The sequence below is a fragment of the Pseudomonas sp. Ant30-3 genome, assembly GCF_000690905.1.
In the GTDB taxonomy this organism is placed as follows: Bacteria; Pseudomonadota; Gammaproteobacteria; order Pseudomonadales; family Pseudomonadaceae; genus Aquipseudomonas.
In genome coordinates this window covers 33,706-52,767 of record NZ_JMCL01000037.1, presented here as the reverse complement: position 1 = coordinate 52,767, position 19,062 = coordinate 33,706, and the positions used below count along the sequence as shown (strand labels likewise).

Genomic DNA, 19,062 nt, shown 5'->3' with positions numbered 1-19,062 from the left:
ACCATCCCTCGAACGCGCAGCCCAACGCTGCGCGTTCTTCGTTCTGGATAGGCTGCGAGGGAATCGGCTAAGATGACTGAACAAGCCTGCCAGCCATTGGCAATCTCCATCGCTGCAACGCGACTCGACTCTCTTTCTCCAGGCTCTTATGTGGCTCCCAGCCCACAATGCCGCATCCTCTGCGAACGGCATGAAACAGAGCTAACCTATTGCCCCGTATATGGTTTCAAGCTTCGCGTGATTTCAACACAATGCTTGACGCCAGCCATTTTTTATTGCTGCTGACTTATTTGCCGACGAAGTACTTGGCCTCGCCTCGATTGAAAATTGCTGCGGGAATTGAGTTCTTCCGCAGCTTCTGGCCAGGATGGTAGATGTAGACCCAATCCGGTAGATAGCGCGATGCGAGTAGCATGGCTTCAGATGGCGTCATGCCATTTTTTGAGGCATCAAGGACGAATTGATTGTCCCGAATGAAGATAGGCCCGTATGCAGCGGCTGACTTCACGAAGTCAGGTGCAGGGGCGGCGTTGTCGGTGAATGGGATAGGACGTTCAGCGTAGCTATCAGCCAACGATGCGTAAGCACGGGAATGGCCATCCGGGTATTTACCAACATGCATTGGTAGCTTCGACATCCCTTTTTCAAAGACCTTCTTGCGGGCTTCTTCTACCTTCTTGAGTGCAAGTGCAGATGCCTCTTCAGGGGAGGAGGCCTCATCAGCCGGCACCCAGGCCACAACCTGAGTTGCGTGCGCAGGGTCACTCGACCCGCCAAGCATCATAAGGCCGAGGCCTACGCTTGCAGCAGCTCCACCACTAAAGCCGCTTGGCGGTGCCGCGAGACTGACGCCGGCAATCGCAGCATCAGCGCCTGCTGTCCCGCTGGTGCGGCCTGGTGCTGAATTGGCGAAGGTCTCAGCCATTTCACGCGGCACGTCGCGCTGGCCAGAAATCTTCATGGCAGTCAAAACGTGCATCGCATCGGACCATTTTTCTTTCGGTACATTCTGCGGATCAGGTAGCTGCACGGAGGGAGCCTTCGGCGAGGAAGAGCACCCGACCAGGAGGGCAATAGCTGCGGCGAGAAGCCCGGTGCGGATCGTGATACTGCTGTTCTTCATGGTGAAACTCCTTTTTTCGATAGCCATAGGTTACCGTCTTCGGCGGTGATCCCAAGCGAAGTCGAACAACTGACTATGTGATCAGGGTGTTTTTTCGTTCTGGATGCGCTGGTAGATCTCTTCGCGGTAGATCTTCACCTCTTTCGGCGCTTCAAACGCCAATCTGACCGTACCGTTTGCAGCCTTTGTGACGATCACCTGTATGTCGGTGCCTAGCCGAATCGACTCCCCTACCTTGCGCTCAATGTGCAGCATTACCGCCTCCTCAGGCTTCAGCCGTGTTCTGGCTGGCCTCATACTTCTCCAGGATCTTCAGCAGCGACTCCGCCGCCTTCGAGTCAAGCCGCAACTCATGCTGCGCATCGCCACCGGACTTGAGTTGATCACGCAGGCTTCCTGTAAGGCCGCTCAGTGCGCTGAACGCACTCATGGCCTCCTTAGGTGTCACTTTGAACTTGCCCAGCGCTTTGTTGGCGTCTGAGCCCGTTGCGCGGGTACGGCCGGAGGCCTTAGCCCCCTCGATCATCCCCAGCAGCTTTGGATACGGGTCTTGCCCAGTTCCTCGCAGCTCCACCAGAACATCGATGACGGGAGACGCTTTAATTACCCCCTCGCGAACGAGCTGTTTGACGTTCTCCTCTGCGTTGGCGAGAAGCATCAGTCGCTCAACATGAGTGATGCTCCTGTTCATGCGATCGGCGATCTGGGCTGGACTCCAGTTTTGCCCGGCCAGGCGCTTGTAGCCTTCTCCTCGCTCCAGCGGCAGCAACTCTTTGCCTTCGCTGGTCTTGATCATCATCACAACAGCGTCGGACTGATTTCCTTTGAACTCGTTGACCATCAGTCCTGGAAGATTTGCACCGCGCCCATCTGCGATGCGCGCGCCAGTAAGGCGATGGTGACCTTCTCGGATCACGAGGCGAGGGTTGCCGTCGATGATCTTCAGTTCTGCGACGACTGGAGGCACATACAGGCCCTGCTCATAAGACTTGGCGAAGCCTTCCGCATGGTCAGGATCGATTGGCCTCAGATTGAAGCCTTCTTCAATAGCAAACCAGTCAAGCGGTGCAATGTAGATGTTGTTGCGAATCATCTGTTCGTCGCGTGGAACACCAGTTTTCTTCAGGTGTTCGTCCAACTGGCGAAACGATGCAATGCGTGGTAGATCGGTCATGGCGTATCTCCCTGATACGTTCGTTGAGGTCGTGCCCAGTACATCACCGCTCTGGAATATCCCAAGCACAAGAAAAACCCCGCCGGGGCGGGGTTGGAGTCATCGACTCATGGGTGGTAAATCCGGTAAACGACCAAGCCTCTCCTCAAATACGAGCCGACTATGACCACAATCCCAGAGAGAGAACATAAGTCCTGTACTCGTGTCCGCGGCGATAAAATCCTCTCCGTTTGGAATGAGGCTGTATCCGTTGGCTGAGATGAGATCGAAAACCTCATCCCAGGTACTGGCCCTGCGTAGCGCATGGAAAAGAACTGCCCGACCTTCAAGCTGCTGAGTCATAGCGACACGAGTGCTAGAAAGCGCATGACTGCCCCCGAAATCTAGCTGGTCGGCCCATTCACCCAGCCTATTGAGCACCGATCTCATTGGCCGCGCCCTCAGCAGGGGTATCCAGCTTGTCTTGGTTGGGAGCCTCGTCGCGCATTTTGACCAGCTGCTGCATGGTCTGGAGTAGCACCTGTGTGCTTTGCGCACCTTTCACCAGCAGTTTGTTGCCTGTGAGGTTGTCGACTACGACCGTTGCTGGCGTGCCGGTGACGCCCATGTTCGTGCCTTTCTTCACCTGGCCTTCGATCAAGGCTTGGTATTTGCCGCTTTCCATGCACTGACGATAGGCATCAAGGGGCGCGCCAACCTCCTGCGCAAGACGCTCTACGTCCTCGACACCTTGGCCATTGAGTTGAGTGCGAGCGAACCATTCGCCAGTAAATGCCCAGAAGGCTTTGTTGCCGGCGACCTCTCCCACGCACTCAGATGCGTGAGCTGCCACTTCGGCCACAGGGTTGTGGAAGGCCAGGGGGTAATGCTGCCATTCCCAGTTAATACGTCCTTCGGACTTGTCAGCCATCTGCTTGGGCGTGTCATGGAAGCGCTTGCAATACGGGCATTCCAGGTCACTGAACTCGACCAGGGTAAATTGCGCATCCATGCTGCCGTAGATGTGCCGACCTTCAATGCTGGTGTCAGCTGCGCCGCTCCAATTCGAGAGGATTTTCGCTTTCGCGGCGTTGATCTTCTCGATCTCGCGATCCTTGAGGGTTTTGTCGACGGCCCCTGGCAGCTGTTCAACGAGGGCTTTCTTCACCGCCATTTCGGTGTAGCTCTGTCCCATGTAGACAGAGACACCGACAGCAACGGCAGAGGTCACGATTGAAACGCCAATGGCTGTAGCGAGAGTGGGATTGAATTTAGGCATGACTGATCACTTATAGGAGGGCGGAAGAGATGGTTTCAGGTGAAGAGGGACATCCTTCGGGGTGCCTTCGACGAGAATGACCCACTCCTCGTAGCTCAACCGTTGAGCCCCTTTGCAGAGCTTGTTCCGGACGGCAATGTAGTCATCGACCGAACCGGCCGCGTTGGCCAAGGTGACGATGCGCTCGCTTGCGGCGGGTTGGCCAAGAGCAAAGGCCTGCGCCACATTTGCAGAGTCAGCACAGTTGGCCTGGAACATGGATGATGGGACTGCAACGCTATCGTTCGTTGTAAGGCGTGCTTGCAGCTCTGGGTGAAGCTTCCCGGCCGGGGTCTCGAGAACATCGAGGCTGCCAAGAACGGGTTGATAGGTGGGTTTTCGCAATGCTGCACCGCCTCGGCCCGTATGCCCCCAGCTGGTGTGGTATTCGCGCATATCGGGCTCGTAGCTTGCGACCTCGAATGGCGTGCCTGGGGCAGGGGGTTCTGGCTTGTTGGCACAACCCGCTGTGAGCGCCAAGCCAATGGCCAGGCCTAGCGGCAATAGAGATTTAAGGTGGTGCATGGTTGATCCTCTGAGGCTGGTAAGGATCATTTTCCTCCGTACAGAAAAGGGGATGGCCCGTTTTCAGGACGAAAAAGCGACTGAAAAAACGCGGACAAAAAACCCGCTTGCCATTGGATTCTGCTTGTTGCAGACTTCCTATCACGTCGAGTAGCTCGGCGTTATAAATCCGGATTGCATGCCTTGCAGTCCATCTACAGGCCCAGCGCCTCGTGGTTGAATCTCAACCATCATGAATTCCCAGATTAAGTCAGCCCACATGTGTGGACTGATTTAGTCATGCGCCTCGTCGCATGGTCGGCTTGTTGGCCGTCTCAAAAGTACAACCAAAAACCCATGAAAAACCAAACCCCAACGGGGCTGCTATTGCCCCCGTATTGGGGTAATGCCGCCCCGTAGTTCTATCTAAATGGAGAAATACTATGGCTCGCGGCGTAAATAAAGTGATCTTGGTTGGCACCTGTGGTCAAGATCCAGAAACTCGCTACTTACCTAACGGTAATGCAGTAACCAATCTCAGCCTTGCAACAAGTGAACAGTGGACTGACAAGCAAACGGGACAGAAAGTCGAAAGGACCGAATGGCACCGTGTTTCATTGTTTGGGAAAGTCGCTGAGATCGCTGGTGAGTATCTGCGGAAAGGATCGCAGGTATACATCGAAGGTAAGCTTCAAACACGAGAGTGGGAAAAAGACGGTATCAAACGGTACACCACCGAAATTATCGTCGACATGCAGGGCAGAATGCAGCTCCTGGGTGGAAGGCCAGAGCGCGACAACTCTCAAGGGCAATCCCGTGAGCAGCGTCCGCAACAGCAACAACGTCCTAGTCAGTCACCACGCGATCCTGCTCCACAGCATGATCAGCACTTTGACAGCTTCGACGACGACATACCTTTTGCCCCAATTAGCCGTTTGCTTCTAAACATCATCTAATCAGGCAGAAGTCAGTCAAGAATTAACGCACCTTCGGGTGCGTTTTCTTTTTAGAAAGGAAAATGAAATGAGCGATAACTTCCAAAACGCAGTTGCAATTATTGCGAAGCAAGAAGAAAAGTTCATCAAGCTAGTGGAGTCGTCGAAGACTGACGTGATGTTCAAAAATGAGCTGCTGTTTGCATCGCAGGCCATGATGAACAACGACTATCTGTGCAAGTGCGCTACGACTAACCCTCTAAGCCTTAGAAATGCCTTTAGCCAGGTTGCTGCTTACGGATTGACTCTTAATCAATCCCGACAGCTCGCCTACTTGGTGCCCCGAGACGGGCAGGTGGTTTTGGACGTGTCCTGGAGGGGCATGGTCAAGGTCGCTGTAAACGACGGTGCGATCCGTGATTGCATCGTTGAATTGGTCTACTCGAAAGACAAGTTCGAGTACAGAGGGAAGCGACAGAGCCCGACCCATACGTTCAACCCTTTCGACAAGAAGGCTGATCGTGGGGAGTTTGTAGGTTGCTACGTCGAAGCTCTTCTGCCTGATGGCCGCGTTCACGTTGAGGCGGTGACCGCGGATGAAATCAATGCTGCTCGAGATGCTTCGGAGCTGTGGAAACGTAAGAAGAAAGGCCCCTGGGTCGACTTCGAAGACTCCATGCGCAAGAAGTCGGCTATCAAGATTGCAAGGAAATACTGGCCTCAGACCGGCTCAAAGCTGGACGGAGTGATTCAGTACCTCAATACAGACGCTGGGGAAGGGTTCTCTTCCAACGATGTGCCAGTTGAAGTTGTTGAGCGATACATGGGCGCTGCTGATGTCGTGGAACCTGAACCGCTGCCTACCTCTAACCAGGTTGATCAGCAACCGGCATCTGATGCTCAGCCCGAACAGTCGGCTAATCCAAAAGTTGCAGATCCTGCCCCGGCAGATGACGTGATTGAAGGTGAAGTTGTCCGTGACGGAAGCCAAGTTCCGCCCCCTGCTGATCTGCCTAAGAAGACGATCAACAAGGTTGCGGAAGTCGTTCGGCGCGCCCGTGCTGCCAATTGTTGGGAACCTGCTTTCGAGTACGTTTCAACGTGGCCTGTAGTTGCTCGGGATTACGCTGTAACTCAGTTGAAATCTGCGCAGTACGTTGCTCAGTCGCAAGGCGAGTGACGCCAAAAAACGCTTTGGGGGGCCTTTTTGCATAGGGCGCTTCGAACTGACCACAACCCTACGGGGCTTCCCCGTAAGGGGGGCTCCGTCAGTTAAAAAGGAACCAATCAGATGGCTGACTTGATCGTCTTCATTCTGACCCTGCTGCTGCCGTAAGGCATCTGCAAACAAACTCCCTGACGGGGCATATCCCGCCAGGTGATTGCCCTTGTCGCTCTCTGAAAGGAAAACGATATGGCAACTCATACCCAAGATGCAGAAAGCCTAGATCCCCCTGTTGAACAACAGAGGGATCTACTGGCCTCCGCAATCGGAGACGCTTTGGTGAAGGCCGGAATGATCGGCCCAAACACGCCCCTCACAGGGCCTCAGCTTCTTTATTTCCTCGATCAGCTGGTTGATCACTACAACGAGCTGTGCCGCTCGGTCGACGTTGTTTACTGAGACTTAGCCGCAATACACATCACCCTGAGGGGGCATCGCCCCCACAGGGAAGGTGCCTCTTTTTCAGGGCTAAAAATCTGAGAAGGAGATACACCATGCGGACTTACATCCTATCGATGACCATCCTGCATACACAGCAGAAGGTTACCTTCCGTTGTGAAGCAACCACCTTCGGCGACGCGATCGACAAAGCAGAGAAGGCCCATCCGGGTTTTTTTGCCGTTCTGACCCACTCCCTTCCAGGAGAGCAGAACAATGCGACCGTCAACCGTTGAGGGGCTGAAGGACTCCCTTGCTAGCTGGGGGGAGATGAAAGAAGAGGGTGGGGCGTTCGCGGAATACGCTGACGAAATGATCGAGCAATTTCAGGTGAAGCTCATTCTCCTGGAGTACCTGCTTTGTCAGTTCACTATCCACGGACTTGGCTTGACGCTGAAGCATCGGAGCCGGGATGCCTGGGGTGTTCTTATCCCAGACGCATCTCAGCAAGGGCGCTTTCGGTGGCAGGCGTTTCAACGTGATGGCTTCACCGGCCATTGCACGCATGACACGCCGGAGCTGTGCATTGGCGACATGCTTGACGATGGATACGCACTTCTAGATATGGGGGCGCTTGATCGATTGTCGGGTACTGCTGAATGGCAGCGCGGCATGGAGATCGTCGCAGTGATTCAGGCTTGCAATGCAGGTCAGTTGAGCTTCGAGGATGCCATGCTCAAGCGAGAAGAAATCTACTCCCGCTACGCAAAGGTTGCGTAAGCGTGAGCATCACTGGAACACCAGAGAAAGAATATCCCCCAGGGGGCGAAAGCCCTCTGGGGTTACGCCTTTTCGGGGGTGCCACTTGGGTTTTCGAGCCAGGGTGGTGAACTTGAGAAAAGGAGAAATCAGATGAAGACCTTTGAATCCAGCTGCTTGCTGGAGTTCTATGAGGGTGTCAGCAATGAAGATCGTTGACATCGCACAGCGGACTCCCGAGTGGCATGCGTGGCGAAGGGAAGGCATGAGTGCAACCAGTTGCGCGGTCGTCATGGGTGAGAACCCTGATAAAACGCCACTGGAACTCTGGAAAGAACTGGTCGGAATTGTCGAGCCAGCTGACTTGTCGGTAATCCCGCAAGTTAGGAGGGGAGTCAAATTCGAACCGCTAGCGCTACAAGCCTTTGAGGATAAGTACGGCAAGATGGCTTTGCCGTTCTGTGCAGAGTCGACCGCATACCCTTTTATTCGGGCATCGTTCGATGGGGTTCTGGATGACAAGTCTCCGGTAGAGATCAAGAATCTCTCCGAAACCAACCATCTGGAGGTGCTGCAACTCAGGGAGCATAGCAAGGCATTTAAGCTGTACCGCTGGCAAGTGATGCATCAGATGATCGTCAGTGGAGCACGGCGCGGTTACCTGTGGTTTTGGTCGCCGAAGCATGAACCCTGCTGTTTGATCGTTGACTGGGATGACCTTCTGGTGAGACGAATCATTCAGGCAGAAGAAATCTTCTGGGGGCTGGTGATGCGCGGTGTGCCGCCTGAGGCCGATCCAAAGCGGGACGTTATTCCGCTGGATAGGCTGGACCTGGCTGCATGGCGTCCGCTAGCAAATGCCAGGAGGGCGAAGGAGAGCAAGATTGCTGAGCTGAAGGCCCAGTTGAAAGTGCTCACCAAGGAAGCAAAAGACCTTGAGGCCGAGATCCTGCCGTTGCTGGGGGAGTTCCGCCGGGCCGATGCTCTGGGTGTGAAAGTCACTAGCTACGAAGTGGCTGGCACTGTGGATTGGAAAGGTGTTGCGCAGGAGCTGGAGGCGGTTATTCCGCCCGATGTGATCGCGAGACACCAGACCGGTTCGTCAATGGCTACGCGGGTCTCTGTGGATGCCTCCTACGATGAAAGTAAGGCCAAACCTGAGCCGTTGCCCCGCATACGGCAAAAGGTGGACACAATAAATGAGACGGTCGAAGAGCCGTCACAGTTTTTCGGAACCTTCTGGTTCTAACCCCTCAGCCCGGCACTTGCCGGGCTTTTTTTCGACCATAAAACTGCCTGAAAACGAAACTCAAGGCGGTATCCCTCACGCATCATTCTCAGCACACAACATGGCCGAGAAGCGTATGCCTCCATTTTCATTCCTGAAACGCCTGTGGCCTCGAAGCGAGCGTGCCCTTACGGACAGCTTCGCGCATCCGGCCGAGCAGATGATTACTCCTGAGATCAAGCGGTACCTGGAGAACCATAACTGGCGAAATCTTCGGTACCCACCCTACCAAGAGGGTTATCCAGGGCTGGTTAGCGGGCAGTGGTTCATGCGCAATTATCAGCACGAACTGTTCGATCGGATTATTCATTCAGTCGGGATGCCTGCCAGTGACCTCAAGCTCTACGTTGAGCCGATCCTGGTGAATTTCGCCGAATTGGCGCACATGCTGCCGGCGTCGGAGAACCACCATCACTCCGGCCCAGGCGGATTGCTCCGACATAGCCTTGAGGTCGCCTCGCTCACCCTGGATGGGTGCCTTACTACAGCCTTTGATACAAACGAGACCCCGGCACGGCGAAGCATGCGCTTGCGTCGGTGGTACGTCGCGGGCATCGCGTCGGGGCTGCTACACGACGCAGGGAAGCCACTCACAGATATTCGTGCCACCGATTTTGAAGGCAACAACCAGTGGATCTACGCGCAGGAAACACTTCATGACTGGTCTGTGCGCAACAAGCTGACCCGCTATTTCCTGCATTGGAATTCCAATAGGCATGGGAATCACGTTCAGGTCTCTGTAGCGCAAGCAACACGGATCATTCCGCCAGCCGTACAGGCATGGCTGATTGAAGGTGGCCACGACATCTACGAAGCGCTCCTCGATGCAATTTCCGGGAGCGGAAGCTCGCCTCTGACCGAGTTGGTCAAGTGGGCCGACTCTGCATCCACCAAGCGTGACCTCAATCGAGGCTCGAATAATGGCGGCGGCAATGCAACAGGTGTTCCGGTACCGCGGTTGGTGTCGGATGCAATGCTGCGGTTGCTGAGTGACGGAACCTGGAAGATCAACACGCCTGGCGGCCGCGTATGGGTTGCAACTGATGGCATCTACATCGTTTGGAACCAGGGTGCCGAGGAGATTGTGAGCATGCTGGTCGGTGATGGGGTTGTGGCCATCCCGCGATCACCTGACACGCTAATTGGTTCCTTGGTAGAGCACGGGATAGCAGAGAGAGCCCCAAACGGCGACCTGTACTGGCTGGTTACGCCCCACCTTCTCCGCAAGAACGGCAAAGGCCCGGCGCTGCGCTGCATGAAGCTTGTGAATCCGGACATCCTTTTTCCAACCACACCGATTCCGCCGCCAGTTTCCATCGGCCTTGGGAAGGAGGGAAAGCAGAAGGATGTCATTGCTCCTAACGATACGGCTGGCGCAGCAGCGAACGCGCTGAGTGAGCATCAGGAAGACCTGTTTGGGGCCGATCTAACTGGAGACTCGAGCGGGGATACTGACGCTGATTCGGGTCCTACACCTCCTAAAGAATCCGCATCGTCGAAGCCAGCAAGAAAGAAAAAAGCGGCTCCAAGGCAAGCAGCTCCGGTACCAACAACCGCCTCTTCAGGGGTTAGCCTCAAACAAGCGCAGAACCCCGTCGAAGACGCCCCTGTTAATGTGGATTCAGAGTCGGCGGCTGACGAAACGGCGGTAATTGTTTCCTCCCAACCAGAGGAAGCTTTGGATGCTGAGGAGGAGGAAGAAGCACCTCAGGAGCCACCTGCCAGCCTTGAGGAAATGCTGCTTTTCTTGAGTCCTCACTCGCCGGCGGCTGATCCCCATCAAGAAGAAACACTCTCGGCCGCTGAGGCTGAAATTAGCTCCGATCTCTCTGATGCTGATCCGCAGGCTGGACCAGGGCAAGGTGCGCAGGAGCTTTTGCCTCGTCAGGAAAAAATTTCCCTCAACTCCATCATGGGGCAAGGCAAACGCACGCCTAAAACTACGCCTCCGGCGGAATCGAAGAAGCAGAAAGACGGAGAGGTCGGACGCGTCGCGGAGGAGGTGCCATGCGCTTCCAGCATCTTGCCAGCCGATGTCGTCTCGAAGCTTACAGCGCACGAATGCTACCTGTTGGAACAACAACCTGATCTTGCCCAAAAGCTCATCACCGCGACTCAAGACCCCGAGAACGCGGCATTAGCAAGAAACAAGGTATTCGTTCGACTGGGAAAATCTTCCTTCCTTGCTGAGGACATCCACCCGCTCGTCCATGCGGGCTGGTTGTGGCAGGACATTACGGTCGAAGGTCCGGCCCTGACCCGGACCCTACAGTCCCGTGAAGGCTTCATGCTCACTGCCGACTACAGCGTCATCTACTGCAAGTTAGCGGAGCTGGACTGGGCTATTCCTCACCTGTCGCGGCTTCGTGAAGCCGACATCCCAAGCCTCGAGCAGGCTGTGAAGTCGCTGATCGAGAAGGCCGTACTTGAGGAGATAGGCGGCTCACCTGTGCTCAGCCTCACAACCTACATGCTCACGAATGTCGCTGAGCAGTTCGGGATCACATCAACATCCCTAGAGAACGCGGTGTTCTGCTTCCGCGATGCCGTGAAGGTCGCCAAGCGCAGAAAGATTTTCGTTCGCCCCCTTTACGAGGAGCTTCCCAAAAAATGAGTGAATGGGATTACACGAGTTACTGGCGGAAAAACTACGAGGCGCGGGAAGCTGTTGCGTGGGGTTCTTCCATGCTTGCCGGTACCGCCGTTCAACTGATTACGGAGATGCCGGTAACCCCATACCTGATAACGCTTGGCGTGCAAGCTGGATTCGCCCTGGCGGCCATACCAAGGGCCCTCCGTGTCCACCGGGCAAAAGCCTGTCTCGTTGGAGCAGATCTATCCTTCATCACATTGGAGGAGGTGATCGAGCTGGTGAAGAGACACCCACACGAGTTCTATTTCGGCGAGGCGTTCCCTTGGCGACAGCGGCACGGGCAGTACGCATTCGAGCTCCAGGCGATGGATATTGAGGCCATTATCGGTAAGCGTGGCCGCCGCAACGCTGAGGTTAAGGGTACGAAATGGATACACGGGATCGGTATGGATGAGGAGGAACCATGTTTCCGTCCAGCAGATCAGCGTTCGATCCACCACCTCGTCCTGGGCACAACAGGGGCCGGTAAGACCCGCTGGTTCGACCTAGCTATATCTCAGTGTATTGCTCGTGGTGAACCCGTGATCGTAATCGATCCCAAAGGCGATAAAGGCCTAGCAGAAACGTGTGAGCGCACATGCAGGGCGATGGGGAAGGCCAGCCTGTTCAAATACTTCCACCCTGCACATCCGGACAAGTCGGTTCGTTTGTCGCTAACAAAGAACTACGGCCGGGCAACGGAAGTTGCCTCCCGTGTGGCAGTGTTGATGAAAAGCGAAGCCGGCGATCCATTCCAAGCCTTTGCTCAAATGTCCTTGAATAGCGTGATTCAGGCCATGTTGATCTGCAACATCCTGCCCACGCTTGTTGGTCTCAGGAGAACCCTTGAGGGAGATGTTCCAGGGTTAACCATCAAGGTGGTCATGGCCTTCGGTTCAAAGGTCTTCGGTGAAGATGAATTCGCGAGGATGGCCGATTCAGCAATTCTCTCGGCCAAGGTTCGGAACACCGAAGAGAAGGCGAAGGTATTACGGAAGGTCTATTACAACGATATCGCGAAGGTTGAGGCTAATACCGATCTGGAAGGTCTGCTCACCATGCTCGAGCACGAGCGATCGCACTTCAGCAAGATGATCGCTGGCCTTCTTCCAATTCTGGTGATGCTCACCTCCGGTGAAATGGGGCCGCTGCTTTCCCCGCACATCGACGACGAAGACCCGCGCCGAATCAGTGACCTCAACTCGGTCATCAATGCCGACCAGGTTCTTTACCTGGGCCTCGACTCGCTTGCCGACCCGATGGTGGGCTCAACCATCGGGTCGCTGGCCCTGGCCGATCTGGCGTCGACCGCGGGCGAGATCTACAACCACAGGTTGCCTAAGCCGGTGAACATCTTTGTCGACGAGGCCGCCGAGGTGATCAATGACCAGCTCATCCAGCTGCTGAACAAGGGCCGCGGCGCAGGGATAAACCTCTACATCGCAACCCAGACCATCGCCGACTTCAAGGCCCGCATGGGTGACGAAGCCAAGGCCATGCAGGTTTTGGGGAACGCGAATAACATCATCTGCCTCCGCATCCTTGATACCGATACGCAGGAGTTCGTGGCGAAAAAGATGACGCCAACTCGCTACAAATACGTGATGCGTACTCAGGGCAACTCGGCAGGTGAAGGCGGGGTGGTGCAGGGCGGGAATGTTGGTGAGCGCCTTATGCAAGAGGAGGGTGAGCGCTTCCCAACAGCGCTCCTCGGCGAGCTACCAGACCTCGAATATCTCGCGGTGTTTGCGGGCGGTGATATCCGCAAGGGGCGACTACCCATTCTTACCGGCCCGACTGCCAACTGATTCCGGAGCAAAAAATGACTGTCTCGATTCCACTAGAAATTCAGCGGCTCACTGGCCTGGATGAGGCCTCAACAACTCGGCTGCGCACGTTTGACCTGGAATGGCGTTGTGGCACGCAATTCATCTTCAAGATGCTTGAGGCGGGTCATAAACCCGAGGTGATTGGCGCAGCCCTGATCGACGTGCTGGTGGCTTACCAGCGTATGTGTCGCGAGGGTATCAGCGACTTCATCCGGCTTCGCGTAGTGCTTGGCCACATCCTCCAGATCCTCACGAGCTACGGCAACGCCCCTGCACCGGATGATGTTGTCCTGTGGTGCGAAACAACCAATGTCCCGCAACCTATCCGGGAGTACCTGATCAATGGCTGAGATGCTTGAAGAGAAGTGGCCAAAGGGCGTTATGGCCTCTATAGCGTTCTTCTTCGTCCTGATCCTGATGCTGGCAACCGTCGCGCCGAACAAGCTTGTGGATACGGTGATGCTGAAGGAGCGGAAGTGGGGCATTGAGTTGCTTGGCGATTCGGACATGGAGAAGGTGCTGGAGAAAACCAATCGCTACTACTCGGCACTTGTCATCGACTCCGGGGCAAAAAAGGTTGTCTCCGACATGTTGATGCCTCGAGGCGGCACCGTGGATGCCTTCGAAAAGAACGTGGATTGGTGGTTTCGGTACCTCGAGTCCCGAGGTGAGGCCGTCCAGAAAATCATCTACCAGATGGTTTACCGGATAGTTCTAACGCTTTACTGGTTACCACTGCTGATCGCGGTTCTGGTGCCGGCTATTTACGCCGGATGGATGCGCTGGAATGCCAAGCGGCATGGATTCGACTACTCATCACCGTTCCTGAATAACAACGCCGCGATCGTCCTGTCATGGGGCGGAATGCTCATCGTACTCAGCGTGTTGATGCCTCTGCCTTTACCGCCGCTCGTTATCTCAACCTTCATCGTCATCATGCTGCCTGTCGTGCTGTCCGTGCTGATCAGCAACCTGCCAAAGCGCATTTGAATTCTGACCATAAAACCGCCTGAAAACGGAACTTTCAGGCGGTGTTTGTCCGCAGAATGCCCCTAACACCACGACAGGCTGATCCTTATGGCACCGAAAACGACACCATCGAAAACGATCCCTTTTGCTATTGCTATCACAGCCCTTGCCACCGCTCTGGTAGTTGGCTCGTACTACCACTTCACCACGATGAGCCAGCTACAAGGCCAGGTCAAAAGCCTTGAGGGTGAGTTGTCTGTTGCGAAAGCACAGGCAGTTGACCCCGCCGCGATCCAAGAGATCGTCGATAACCTCAAACAGCTTCCAGAAGATGTTATCCCCGCAGCTCCGGACAACTGGATCTATGGCTCCTCATCTGCTCGGTACACGCTTATCGAGATGACGGACACGGAATGCCCTTATTGCCGCGATCACTTTCCCCTGTTGAAAGCACTCATCGAGTCGTCGGCGGGGCAAATCAATGCCGCGATTCTCCATGTCCCCGCGCTTGGTGAGGCCTCTCGGCGACAAGCCCTAGCTATCGAGTGTGCTGGTGAGCAAGGTGGCTCAGATGCTGCCTGGAAGTACACCCAGACGGTATTCGATAAAACAGGTGGCAACGGCAAGGGGGTTTCAGAATCGCTCGTGTCCCTTGCGACCGAGCTCGGCCTGGATGGGAAGCGTTTTGCAGCCTGCACGGATTCAAAGCAGGCCATCGAGCGAGTAACTGGCGACCTCGATCAAGCAATAAAGCTGGGCATCCAACAGACCCCTTCGACCCTGCTCCTGGACAATCAGACAGGTATGTCGATGGTTCTTCAAGGTGCCAACGCTAGTCATGAAGGCATCCTCAAAGCGATTGCCAGCATCAGCAAAGCAGGGGGTGCCAAGTGAGTGAGCCAATCAAAATCCCGGCATACATCGACCAGCCGCCTCACGTTATGTTTTGGCGTTTGGATGAGGTGATGCCGATCGGAATCGGTTTGGTTGCCGGCGTTCTTCTGGCACAGCTGATTCTCTGCACGGTGGTAGGTCTGTTGCTCGCTCGCTTCTATCGCCGCTTCTGCGACAACCGCCCTGACGGCTTTCTGCTTCACGCCATTTACTGGCACTGGGGAGCTATCGGCCGGAAGAGAGTGCGATCCATGCCCAATTCCTACGAGAGAGAGTTCGTCTGATGCTTTTAAAGTCGCTTAGCAATTCGTTTGATGGCATGCGCGGAGAAAATCAGTTTCTGCGCATTGCCGTTGCTGGCCTTGTCTTGAGCAATCTGCTGGTGTCCTGCTCTGCTCTCAACAAGGATGAAGTGGTCACCGTGATACCACCCACTCTGACTGAGACGGCCTGGGTCAGCAAAACGCAAAGTTCCGGTGAATACGCCGACGCATGGGCTCTGTACATCGCGATGATGCTGGGCAATGTCACCCCGCATAATGCCTCTGTAGTGAAGGATGCCCTAGGTCCTATCCTCGATAAGGCGATCTATCAAGACACGATGAAGGTTCTCGATACCCAGATTCATCAGATCCGCCAGGATCGTGTGACCCTGAGCTTCGAGCCGCAGAAGGTGCTCCGCGATAACCTCAACGAGAACAAGTTCTACGTTACCGGCCGCTCCGTTAGCGAAGGGCCGGCTGGCGATAAAAAGCGTAGCAACCGAACCTATGAGTTTGAGCTTGTGATCAAAGACTATAAGCCAGTACTGAGTTGGCTCAGCACGAACTCTGGCGATGCTCGAACTCAGGATGTGGTTGATCGCGAGAACAGCAAGGCGGAGAAACAAGCGGAGCGCGAGAAGAGAAAGAATCAGGAGCGCTAAGCTGCGACGAAAGAAGCCCATGCCAATGTCTTTGGCATGGGCTTTTTCGTTGGTATCGCCAGTCAACGCCTACGCAAAATTCCCCTCCGTTTTCAGACGCAAAAGCTGCTTGAAAACGCGACTCAAGCGTCTGAATGCCCTCCAGAATTGACGACAACTCAGAGCAGAGGTCGTCTCGATGTCACTTCCAGTTTCCCTCCATTTCTTCAAGCCAGCTGCGCTCGTAATGGCTATGGCTGCCGTAATGCCTGCTATTGCCCAGGAGCAGATCCAGATACCGGGTATGAACATGCCAGTTGCTGCCAGTACGCAGCCTCAAGTGGTTGCCAAGCCTGCGCCTTCTCCAGAGAGCGGTCCTGAGCGACAGGAAGAGCCGCAGGGGGAAAAGAAACCACGTCTGGTTGCCATTACTCCGGGCTCTGTTGAAAACCCCAGCGTGCCGGCCAGCGTTGTGAAGAAGCCCACTCCTGTTCAGCCCATCGAGTCTCGCCAGGATGTGGTCGTTGCAAGCGGCACAAACACTCTGATTCCGATCAGCAGAGGCCAAATCAACCGTCTGGTTACGCCGTTCGATAACCCTCATATCCAGACCGTCAGTGAGGCTGACATTTCGACAAGCGGAAACGTCATCTACGTCACGACTCAGGATGAGAAGCCGGTGACCATGTTCGTCACACCTGAGGACGATGAGTCTGTTGCAATATCCCTGACTTTGCTGCCGCAGGGCGTACCTCCCATCCAGGCGAACCTGATCCTGGCGAAAAACGTACAAGGGCTGGCGAGCGGCATGCCCGTAACCTCGTCGACGAACTACAGCGGCCAGGCGCGGAAGTGGGAACGCTCTCAGCCGTATATGGACACTCTTCGCTCCCTCATGCGCGAAATGGCGCTAGGCAAGTTGCCGCGTGGATACAGCTTCGGTGCGCTTACCAGCGGCAACAAGATCCCCGCCTGTGCGCAGCCAAGCCTCAGCTTCGATTTCAGCAAGTCGCAGTTGATCGAGGGCCATGACTTCAGAGTCTTCGTGGCCACCGCCGAAAACGTGTCGGCCAGAACCGTTGAGTTCGATCACGGCTCGTGCACGCACCCTCACCGAGCAGCTGTAAGCGCATGGCCAGATGAGGTGCTTGAACCTGGCCAGAAAACAGAAGTGTTTGTCGTCACTCGGGTTCCGACCGAAGTACCGCAAAGCTCCACTCGTCCAAGCCTGTTGCAGTAAGGGGAACCATCAGTGAAAGCGATTCAGCAATTCCTCGAAAAACTCACGCCCAGAGGCAAGCTGATGCTTGCCATCGGTGGGACGGTTCTGGTCGTGGGTACTATCGTTGGCGTCGCCATGAACGCGGCGAGCCCCGAGCGCAAGGCACGCGCAGCGGCAAAGCCTCAGGTAGAGGCCATCCTCACCGATGAAGACCCCCGCGCGTTGGGCTTGGACTCGATCGCCAGCCAACTGCGACAGCTCCAGGCGCAGCAAAACCGCCTTGAGCGCGTGATGGGGCAGAAAGAAAAGGACGTTCAGCTCAAAAATACGCAAGAAAAAGTAAGCGGCCTGGAGCAAGAACTCCAGTTGCTTCAGCAGGAGCTGGCGCGGGTTGGACGGGAAAAGAAAGGCACTGGTGAGAGCGGTGATAACTCGTCCGACAGCACCACCGCCAACCAGGCGCGTTCCCCTATCCCCCCTCGCGAATCGGCATTCATCAACAAAGTAACAAGCTCGCCGGCAGATCTGACTGACGTTTACTCGAACCTGCCACCTGAGCAACCGGAAGACCCTAAGTCGCGATCAAGCGAGAAAAAGGAAACGCCCAAGATCCGGGTGATAAAGGGCAAGGAAGACGAGGGAAAGAGCGACAAGCCTGAGGAGCTATCTGTGACGCTGCCCGCTGGATCGATCCTGTCTGGCGTCTTGGTCACAGGTATGGACGCGCCAACTGGAAAGCAGGCACAACGCGACCCTTTCCCGAGCCTGATCCGCATCAAGAATGAAGCAATCCTTCCTAACCGCTTCAGGGCTGATTTTCGCGAATGCTTCCTGATCGCCGGCGGCTGGGGTGACCTCAGCTCGGAAAGAGCCTATCTGCGAGCGGAGCGCCTGTCGTGCGTACGCAATGATGGTTCGGTGCTGGAGTCCAGCCTGGAGGCATACGCAACGGGCGAGGATGGGAAGGCAGGCATCCGTGGCCGTTTGGTCAGCAAGCAGGGCCAAATCCTTGCAAGAAGCCTTATGGCTGGCTTCATGCAGGGGGTCGCGAGTGCTTTCAACGTTCAAAAGGTACCGACCATCAACGTCACCCGCGCTGGAGATAACGGCGACACCGTTGCTCCTGTTTACGAGCAGGCATTCGATAGCAATGCACTTCAGTCGGCCGGCTTCAGTGGGGCGGGGACGGCTCTTGAGCGAGTCGCCGACTTCTATCTCGAGATGGCTGAAAGCATCTTCCCTGTTATTGAAATCGACGCAATGCGTGATGTTGATTTTATCGTCAATAAAGGCATGACCGTTAAGTTCAATGCAGCAACTCTCAAAGTCAATGACGTAAACAATTAAGGAAATCGTGATGATTAAGAAAATTATCCTTGTAAGCGCAATTGCTGCATTGACTACTGGCTGCACAAATCTTCTCAACGTAGGCTCAAGTGAGTATGCATGTAAAGGTATGCCGAGCGGCGTTACTTGCATGTCCGCAAAAGATGTTTATTCGGCAACTGAGGGTGATGACTACAAAACCCAGCTGAAGCAAGAACAAGAAGGCGTTGAGGCCGGCAGTGATAAATCAACAGGTACCGGCGCAACGCGCGTGCTTATCGCAGAAGGATCGGACAACGCCCCAATGCCGATGAGAGCGAGAAATCCTCTTCCGATCCGCTCGCAGGCTGTAGTCATGCGTATCGCAATTGATCCATGGGAGGACGAGAAAGGCGATCTGTATGTTCCTGGCTTCATTTATACCGAAGTGGAAGCGCGTCGCTGGGAAATTGGAGCTCGCAATCCACAAGCGACACCAACCCTCCGTCCCTTGACGGTAATAAGCACTAGTGAAGCCGACAAGAAAAAGTGAGTTTCTTTGCTAATAACACCTTGCCTCGGCAAGGTGTTTTGGTTTGTGCCAATAGATTAGTAAATGGTTAA

21 protein-coding genes are annotated in these 19,062 nt (G+C 55.1%); 16 read left to right on the top strand and 5 right to left on the bottom strand.

Annotated elements, in window-relative coordinates:
* Positions 1-286 precede the first annotated feature (286 nt).
* The 5 genes from DU29_RS0110355 to DU29_RS0110335 all read right to left on the bottom strand — a co-directional run bounded on the left by DU29_RS0110355 (position 287) and on the right by DU29_RS0110335 (position 4,119).
* Complete coding sequence (locus tag DU29_RS0110355; RefSeq protein WP_011077969.1) at positions 287-1,123, bottom strand: hypothetical protein; 837 nt, start codon at positions 1,121-1,123, stop codon at positions 287-289.
* Between the two features lie 81 nt (positions 1,124-1,204).
* Positions 1,205-1,378, bottom strand: coding sequence for a carbon storage regulator CsrA (gene csrA, locus DU29_RS0110350; RefSeq protein ID WP_016502343.1), 174 nt, complete (start codon positions 1,376-1,378; stop codon positions 1,205-1,207).
* Between the two features lie 10 nt (positions 1,379-1,388).
* On the bottom strand, positions 1,389-2,297 hold the full coding sequence (locus tag DU29_RS0110345) for a ParB/RepB/Spo0J family partition protein (protein ID WP_011077970.1): 909 nt from the start codon (positions 2,295-2,297) through the stop codon (positions 1,389-1,391).
* Between the two features lie 409 nt (positions 2,298-2,706).
* A complete protein-coding gene (locus DU29_RS0110340; RefSeq protein WP_011077972.1) occupies positions 2,707-3,555 on the bottom strand; it encodes a DsbA family protein in 849 nt (282 codons plus the stop codon).
* Between the two features lie 6 nt (positions 3,556-3,561).
* Complete coding sequence (locus DU29_RS0110335) at positions 3,562-4,119, bottom strand: hypothetical protein (protein ID WP_011077973.1); 558 nt, start codon at positions 4,117-4,119, stop codon at positions 3,562-3,564.
* Positions 4,120-4,541: 422 nt separating this feature from the next.
* On the opposite strand from DU29_RS0110335, the gene DU29_RS0110325 reads away from it, so the two are divergent.
* From DU29_RS0110325 to traV, 16 genes are all read left to right on the top strand, one after another.
* Positions 4,542-5,054: a single-stranded DNA-binding protein gene (locus DU29_RS0110325; RefSeq protein WP_011077974.1), complete on the top strand. Its 513-nt coding sequence runs from the start codon at positions 4,542-4,544 to the stop codon at positions 5,052-5,054.
* A gap of 67 nt (positions 5,055-5,121) precedes the next feature.
* Entirely contained in the window at positions 5,122-6,213 is a 1,092-nt protein-coding gene (locus DU29_RS0110320) for a RecT family recombinase (RefSeq protein WP_016502344.1), read from the top strand.
* A gap of 234 nt (positions 6,214-6,447) precedes the next feature.
* A complete protein-coding gene (locus DU29_RS0110315; protein WP_017848002.1) occupies positions 6,448-6,657 on the top strand; it encodes a hypothetical protein in 210 nt (69 codons plus the stop codon).
* A gap of 95 nt (positions 6,658-6,752) precedes the next feature.
* A complete protein-coding gene (locus tag DU29_RS0110310) occupies positions 6,753-6,932 on the top strand; it encodes a hypothetical protein (RefSeq protein ID WP_016502346.1) in 180 nt (59 codons plus the stop codon).
* The gene (locus tag DU29_RS0110305; protein ID WP_011077978.1) at positions 6,913-7,416 is read left to right on the top strand and encodes a hypothetical protein; all 504 of its coding nucleotides are present in this window, start codon (positions 6,913-6,915) and stop codon (positions 7,414-7,416) included. Before DU29_RS0110310 ends, DU29_RS0110305 begins: the two co-directional genes overlap by 20 nt.
* A gap of 184 nt (positions 7,417-7,600) precedes the next feature.
* A complete protein-coding gene (locus DU29_RS0110300; RefSeq protein ID WP_016502347.1) occupies positions 7,601-8,644 on the top strand; it encodes a YqaJ viral recombinase family protein in 1,044 nt (347 codons plus the stop codon).
* A gap of 100 nt (positions 8,645-8,744) precedes the next feature.
* The gene (mobH, locus tag DU29_RS0110295; protein ID WP_016502348.1) at positions 8,745-11,297 is read left to right on the top strand and encodes a MobH family relaxase; all 2,553 of its coding nucleotides are present in this window, start codon (positions 8,745-8,747) and stop codon (positions 11,295-11,297) included.
* Positions 11,294-13,123 (top strand): conjugative transfer system coupling protein TraD, encoded by a 1,830-nt coding sequence (traD, locus tag DU29_RS0110290; RefSeq protein ID WP_011077981.1) that lies wholly within the window; start codon positions 11,294-11,296, stop codon positions 13,121-13,123. Before mobH ends, traD begins: the two co-directional genes overlap by 4 nt.
* Before the next feature lie 14 nt (positions 13,124-13,137).
* A complete protein-coding gene (locus DU29_RS0110285) occupies positions 13,138-13,494 on the top strand; it encodes a hypothetical protein (protein ID WP_011077982.1) in 357 nt (118 codons plus the stop codon).
* Positions 13,487-14,134 carry a DUF4400 domain-containing protein gene (locus tag DU29_RS0110280; RefSeq protein WP_016502349.1) on the top strand — a complete coding sequence of 216 codons (648 nt, stop codon included), beginning with the start codon at positions 13,487-13,489 and terminating at the stop codon, positions 14,132-14,134. The genes DU29_RS0110285 and DU29_RS0110280 overlap by 8 nt, the downstream gene beginning before the upstream one ends.
* Before the next feature lie 87 nt (positions 14,135-14,221).
* Positions 14,222-15,007, top strand: a complete 786-nt coding sequence (locus DU29_RS0110275) for a DsbA family protein (RefSeq protein WP_011077984.1) — start codon at positions 14,222-14,224, stop codon at positions 15,005-15,007.
* Positions 15,004-15,291 carry a type IV conjugative transfer system protein TraL gene (gene traL, locus DU29_RS0110270; RefSeq protein WP_011077985.1) on the top strand — a complete coding sequence of 96 codons (288 nt, stop codon included), beginning with the start codon at positions 15,004-15,006 and terminating at the stop codon, positions 15,289-15,291. Before DU29_RS0110275 ends, traL begins: the two co-directional genes overlap by 4 nt.
* Positions 15,291-15,932 (top strand): TraE/TraK family type IV conjugative transfer system protein, encoded by a 642-nt coding sequence (locus tag DU29_RS0110265; protein WP_028621631.1) that lies wholly within the window; start codon positions 15,291-15,293, stop codon positions 15,930-15,932. Before traL ends, DU29_RS0110265 begins: the two co-directional genes overlap by 1 nt.
* A gap of 178 nt (positions 15,933-16,110) precedes the next feature.
* A complete protein-coding gene (locus tag DU29_RS0110260) occupies positions 16,111-17,151 on the top strand; it encodes a type-F conjugative transfer system secretin TraK (protein ID WP_028621630.1) in 1,041 nt (346 codons plus the stop codon).
* Positions 17,152-17,163: 12 nt separating this feature from the next.
* Positions 17,164-18,480, top strand: a complete 1,317-nt coding sequence (locus tag DU29_RS0110255; protein WP_028621629.1) for a TraB/VirB10 family protein — start codon at positions 17,164-17,166, stop codon at positions 18,478-18,480.
* A gap of 10 nt (positions 18,481-18,490) precedes the next feature.
* A complete protein-coding gene (traV, locus tag DU29_RS01000000129810) occupies positions 18,491-18,991 on the top strand; it encodes a type IV conjugative transfer system lipoprotein TraV (RefSeq protein WP_050483101.1) in 501 nt (166 codons plus the stop codon).
* Positions 18,992-19,062: the final 71 nt, after the last annotated feature.